Annotated in this window: 7 protein-coding genes; 5 read left to right on the top strand and 2 right to left on the bottom strand. The window is 62.2% G+C overall.

Features of this window, described 5'->3' with window-relative positions:
* Both Mlute_RS13935 and Mlute_RS13940 read right to left on the bottom strand, forming a co-directional pair.
* The coding region (locus tag Mlute_RS13935) for a MazG family protein (protein ID WP_119361180.1) at positions 1 to 533 on the bottom strand (533 nt) is incomplete at its 3' end.
* A gap of 21 nt (positions 534 to 554) precedes the next feature.
* Positions 555 to 983: a hypothetical protein gene (locus Mlute_RS13940; protein WP_245958994.1), complete on the bottom strand. Its 429-nt coding sequence runs from the start codon at positions 981 to 983 to the stop codon at positions 555 to 557.
* A 176-nt stretch (positions 984 to 1,159) separates the two neighbouring features.
* Between Mlute_RS13940 and Mlute_RS13945 the strand changes: the two genes are divergently transcribed.
* From Mlute_RS13945 to Mlute_RS13965, 5 genes are all read left to right on the top strand, one after another.
* Positions 1,160 to 1,777 carry an SCO family protein gene (locus Mlute_RS13945; protein WP_119361182.1) on the top strand — a complete coding sequence of 206 codons (618 nt, stop codon included), beginning with the start codon at positions 1,160 to 1,162 and terminating at the stop codon, positions 1,775 to 1,777.
* 271 nt (positions 1,778 to 2,048) lie between these two features.
* Entirely contained in the window at positions 2,049 to 2,465 is a 417-nt protein-coding gene (rpsL, locus tag Mlute_RS13950; RefSeq protein WP_114799802.1) for a 30S ribosomal protein S12, read from the top strand.
* Positions 2,466 to 2,472: 7 nt separating this feature from the next.
* Positions 2,473 to 2,943 (top strand): 30S ribosomal protein S7, encoded by a 471-nt coding sequence (gene rpsG, locus Mlute_RS13955; RefSeq protein WP_119361183.1) that lies wholly within the window; start codon positions 2,473 to 2,475, stop codon positions 2,941 to 2,943.
* Positions 2,944 to 2,945: 2 nt separating this feature from the next.
* A complete protein-coding gene (gene fusA, locus Mlute_RS13960; RefSeq protein WP_119361184.1) occupies positions 2,946 to 5,039 on the top strand; it encodes an elongation factor G in 2,094 nt (697 codons plus the stop codon).
* Between the two features lie 63 nt (positions 5,040 to 5,102).
* Positions 5,103 to 5,225: GTP-binding protein (locus Mlute_RS13965; protein ID WP_245958995.1), on the top strand; the 123-nt coding region annotated here is incomplete at its 3' end.

A 5,225-nucleotide genomic window follows, 5' to 3' on the forward strand; every position in this document is an offset into this window, starting at 1 on the left:
TTCACGCCCCGTCCCCGGCACAGCGCCACCATCCGCCAAAGGGCCTCGGCCAGGTTGTTCTGGGCAAGGGCTTCCACCACCTCCTGGGGGTGGGCTGGGGGGGTTCCCAGCTTTTCCTGAATGGCCGCGGCTCGAGCCAGGGCTCCCAGGGCCCGCGGTATCTGGCTTTGGCCCTTGCCCTCAGCGGCCTTGATGGCTTCCCAGCGGGCCGCGACCGCTTCGGGGGTTTCGGCCTGGGCGTCCCCAAAGACGTGGGGGTGGCGGCGGATGAGCTTGTCCACGATGCGCGCCTCCACCTGGGGGTAGTCAAAGGTGCCGGCCTCCTCAGCGATAACCGCGTGAAAGGCCACCTGCAGCAGCACATCCCCCAGCTCCTCGGCGATGGCCTGAGGGTCGCCCTCCCCAATGGCGTCCACCGCCTCGGCGGCCTCCTCGAGCAGATAAGGGCGTAGGCTCTGGTGGGTCTGAGCCCTGTCCCAAGGGCAGCCCTCCGGCCCACGAAGGCGCCGCATTACTGCCAGCAAGCGTTCCATGCCCCTAGCCTACTAAAAGCCCTAAGAACCTGCCGCTCGTCTTTTGAATAGGTCCAGCAGCAAGAGGCCGCCCCCCAGCGAACTGCCCACCAGAATTAGGCTCAGGGGGTCTAGGGGGGCGGTCTCCCCTATGGCCAGGCCCTGGGGGCTCGGGTAGGGCAGGCCGGTGGTGCGGGTGAGCAAGAAGAGCAGGGTGAGAAGCCCTGCCAGCCCTACGCCGGTGGCGTATAGGCCGGGCTCCATGCTTTTGGGCAGCTCGAGCAGCCGGGCCAGCAGCAAGAATCCCCCGTACATAAGCTGAAGCCCCAGCAGGAGCATGAACAGCACCGCGTACCAGAAGCCTGCCCCCTGGAGGCCGAGGGGGGTGTCGTTGCCGAACAGCTCGCCGCATAGCCCACCGCCTAGGGGGGTTTGGCCGAAACCCAACATCTGCAAAAAGAAGGGGGCCATCAGCAGGACAGCGGCCCAGCGGGCCTGCGGCTTAGAGAAGGTGGGCTGCCCTTCGCTCACATCCCCCATATTCCGGGGTAGGAGGGGTGGGTGCAATGTGATTGAGGGGACATTTGACCCGTTGCTTCCCTCTACCTTGGGAAGGGAGGCGGCCTTTGGCCGAAGGGAGAGGTAAAATGCCCAAAAAGACCCTTTGGATTGCCCTTTTGGTGCTCCTTCCGCTGGTGCTGGCCGGTGGGCTCTACTTCCTTACCCAGGAGACCTACCAGCCCTACGGCACCCGGCTGCTCAACCCTAGGCCGGTGGACACCCTTGACTTTACCCTGACCGCCCACGACGGGAGCCGCAAGAGCCTGCGCGATTTTGAGGGTAAGGTGGTCCTGATTTTCTTTGGCTTCGTGAACTGCCCTGATGTCTGTCCGACCACCTTGCTCGAGCTCTCCAAGGTCTACAAAGCCCTTACCCCAGCCGAACAGCAGCGGGTTCAGGTGCTGCTTATAACAGTGGACCCAGAGCGCGATACCTTGCAGAAACTGGCCAGCTACGTGACCTTCTTTGACAAGAGCTTTATCGGCCTCACCGGCAGCCCTGAGGAAATCGCAGCGGTGGCCAAGAAGTACGGGGTTTTCTACCAGAAATCAGGCGTAAAGTCACCCACCGAGTACAATGTGGACCACACCGCCACCGTCTTTGCCCTGGACCCCAAGGGCAGCCTGCGCCTTATTTACGGCAGCGGTAGGGCTGCCGAAACCGAGCGGGTGGTGCGGGATGTGCGCTGGCTGCTGCGGGGGTGAAGGTATTGACCAAAAGCCGGTTTTTATGGGGCTTTAGGCCCCCTTGATTAAGGGGCTAGCCCTGTATATACTGCAAGGGTTGCGTCGCCTCAGGCCAGCCCCGGCCCTGAGGCCCTGTTGGTTGCGCTCTCGGGCCCTCCCCGCGCGCGGAGATTCTTGAGAATCCAAGGGGCGATCTGGAGGCCAGCGGCCTCCTCGCTTCACGGGGACCCCGCACCGAGCGCAGCAACCGCGACCTCTGTGTGGGGTTTTTTAGTTCAGAAGAAAGGATGTGATTGCCCTGCCGACCATCAACCAACTCCTCCGAAAAGGCCGTACTCCGGTCGTCAAGAAGAGCAAGGTGCCTGCGCTCAAAGGGAGCCCTTTCCGGAAGGGGGTTTGCACCGTGGTGCGCACGGTGACCCCTAAGAAGCCTAACTCGGCGCTCCGAAAGGTGGCCAAGGTGCGCCTTACCTCCGGCTACGAGGTTACCGCTTATATCCCGGGCGAGGGTCACAACCTCCAGGAACACTCCGTAGTGCTCATCCGGGGAGGGCGTGTGAAGGACCTGCCGGGCGTGCGCTACCACATCGTGCGCGGCATCTACGATACCCAAGGGGTCAAGGACCGTAAGAAGAGCCGCTCCAAATACGGCACCAAGCGGCCCAAGGCCGATGCCAAAGGCGCTGCTGCCAAAGGCAAGAAGTAGGTGAGGTATGTCGCGTAGGAGAAGAGCCGAAGTACGCCAGCTCGAGCCCGACCATCTTTACGGGGATGTCTTGGTCACTGCGCTCATCAACCGAATGATGCGCGACGGCAAGAAGAACCTGGCGGCCAAAATCTTCCGGGATGCCTGCCAGATCATCCAGGACAAAAGCGGCCAGGAGCCCCTAAAGGTTTTCAAGGCGGCCCTGGAGAACGTGCGGCCTCGGGTAGAGGTGCGCAGCCGTCGGGTGGGTGGGGCCAACTACCAGGTGCCCGTAGAGGTTCCTCCCCGCCGTCAGCAGTCGCTGGCCATCCGTTGGATTGTGACCGCCTTCAACAACCGCAGCGAGCGAGAGGCGGCCCAACGGCTGGCTGCCGAACTTATGGAGGCTGCTGAGGGCAAGGGGGGCGCGGTGAAGAAAAAAGAAGACGTGGAGCGGATGGCTGAGGCCAACCGGGCCTACGCCCATTATCGGTGGTAGCTATGTCCGTCAAGACAGGTTTTGACCTAAAGCTCTTCCGCAACATCGGCATCGCGGCCCACATTGATGCCGGGAAGACCACCACCACCGAGCGCATCCTCTACTACACCGGGCGCATTCACAAGATCGGTGAGGTCCACGAGGGTGCGGCCACGATGGACTGGATGGAGCAGGAACGGGAACGGGGCATTACCATCACCGCGGCGGTGACCACCGCCAACTGGAAGCACACCAAGACCGGAGTGGAGCACCGCATCAACATCATTGATACCCCGGGCCACGTGGACTTCACCATTGAGGTGGAGCGCTCCATGCGGGTTTTGGATGGGGCCATCGCGGTTTTCGATGCCTCGCAGGGGGTGGAGCCTCAGTCCGAGACGGTCTGGCGCCAGGCCGACAAGTACCGGGTGCCCCGCATCGCCTACGCCAACAAGATGGACAAGACCGGGGCCGATTTGTGGTTGGTGGTCAACTCCATGAAGGAGCGGTTGGGGGCTAAGCCGGTGGTGATGCAGCTTCCCATTGGCCGCGAGGACACCTTCCGGGGCATCGTGGATGTGCTGCGCCAGAAGGCCTACACCTATGGCAACGACCTGGGTACCGACATCCGGGAGGTGGAAATTCCAGACGAGCTGAAGGAGCAGGCTGCGGAGTACTACGAGAAGCTGGTGGAGGTGGCCGCCGACTATGACGAGAACATCATGATGAAGTTCCTGGAGGGTGAGAAGCCCACCGAGGAGGAGCTGGTTCGGGCCATCCGCAAGGGCACCATTGCCATGGAAATATTCCCGGTCTTCCTGGGGTCGGCGCTCAAGAACAAGGGCGTACAGCTCCTTTTGGACGGGGTGGTGGACTACTTGCCCTCGCCATTGGACATCCCTCCCATTCGTGGCACCAATGATGCCGGTGAGGTGGTGGAGCGTCCTGCCGACCCCAGCGGCCCTCTAGCGGCCTTGGCCTTCAAAATCATGGCCGACCCCTATGTGGGCCGGCTGACCTTCATCCGCGTCTACTCGGGCACCTTGCGCTCCGGTTCTTACGTGCAAAACACCACCAAAGGTAAGAAGGAGCGGGTGGCTCGCTTGCTCCAGATGCACGCCAACCACCGTGAAGAGGTGGAAGAACTCCGCGCGGGTGAACTGGGGGCGGTAGTGGGGCTCAAGGAAACCATCACCGGCGATACCCTGGTGGGGGAGGGCGATGAGCCCATCGTGCTGGAGTCTATAGAAGTGCCCGAACCGGTGATTGACCTGGCCATTGAGCCCAAGACCAAAGCGGACCAGGACAAGCTGGGCATTGCGTTGGCCCGGCTGGGCGAGGAGGACCCCACCTTCCGCGTCTCCACCGACCCTGAGACCGGTCAGACCATCATCTCCGGCATGGGCGAGTTGCACCTGGAGATCATCGTGGACCGGCTTAAGCGGGAGTTCAAGGTGGACGCCAATGTGGGCAAGCCCCAGGTGGCCTACCGGGAGACCATCTCCCGCCCGGTGGACGTGGAGGGCAAGTTTGTGCGCCAATCCGGTGGGCGCGGCCAGTACGGTCATGTCAAGATCAAGGCCGAGCCCCTGGGCCGGGGTGCGGGCTTTGAGTTCGTCAACGCCATCGTGGGGGGGGTCATTCCCAAGGAATATATCCCTGCAGTGCAAAAGGGTATTGAGGAGGCCATGCAGTCCGGTCCCTTGACCGGCTTCCCCATTGTGGACCTCAAGGTGACCCTCTACGATGGGAGCTACCACGAGGTGGACTCCTCCGAGATGGCCTTCAAAATTGCTGCTTCTATGGCCATTAAGGAGGCCATGGAGAAGGGGGGTGCGGTCATCCTCGAGCCCATCATGCGGGTAGAGGTCATCACCCCTGAGGAGTTCCTGGGCTCCATCATCGGGGACCTGAACAGCCGGCGCGGCCAGATTCAGGGCATGGAGGAGCGGGGTAATGCCCGGTTGGTGCGGGCCTTTGTTCCCCTGGCGGAGATGTTCGGCTACGCCAACGACATGCGCTCCATGACCCAGGGTCGGGCCCAGTTCTCCATGTTCTTTGACCACTACGAGCAGGTTCCGCAAAACATCGCGCAGAAGCTGATAAAAGGGCAGTAAACCGCTGGGGTCGCGGGCCTTGAGCAGGGCCTGCGGCCCAAATCTTGAAGAGAGGAGAGAGTCATGGCCAAGGGCGTGTTTGAGCGTACGAAGCCACACGTGAACGTAGGGACGATTGGGCACGTGGATCACGGGAAGACGACGTTGACGGCGGCGATCACGTATGTAGCGGCGGCGGCGAATCCG

The organism is Meiothermus luteus (assembly GCF_003574085.1).
GTDB lineage: Bacteria > Deinococcota > Deinococci > Deinococcales > Thermaceae > Meiothermus > Meiothermus luteus.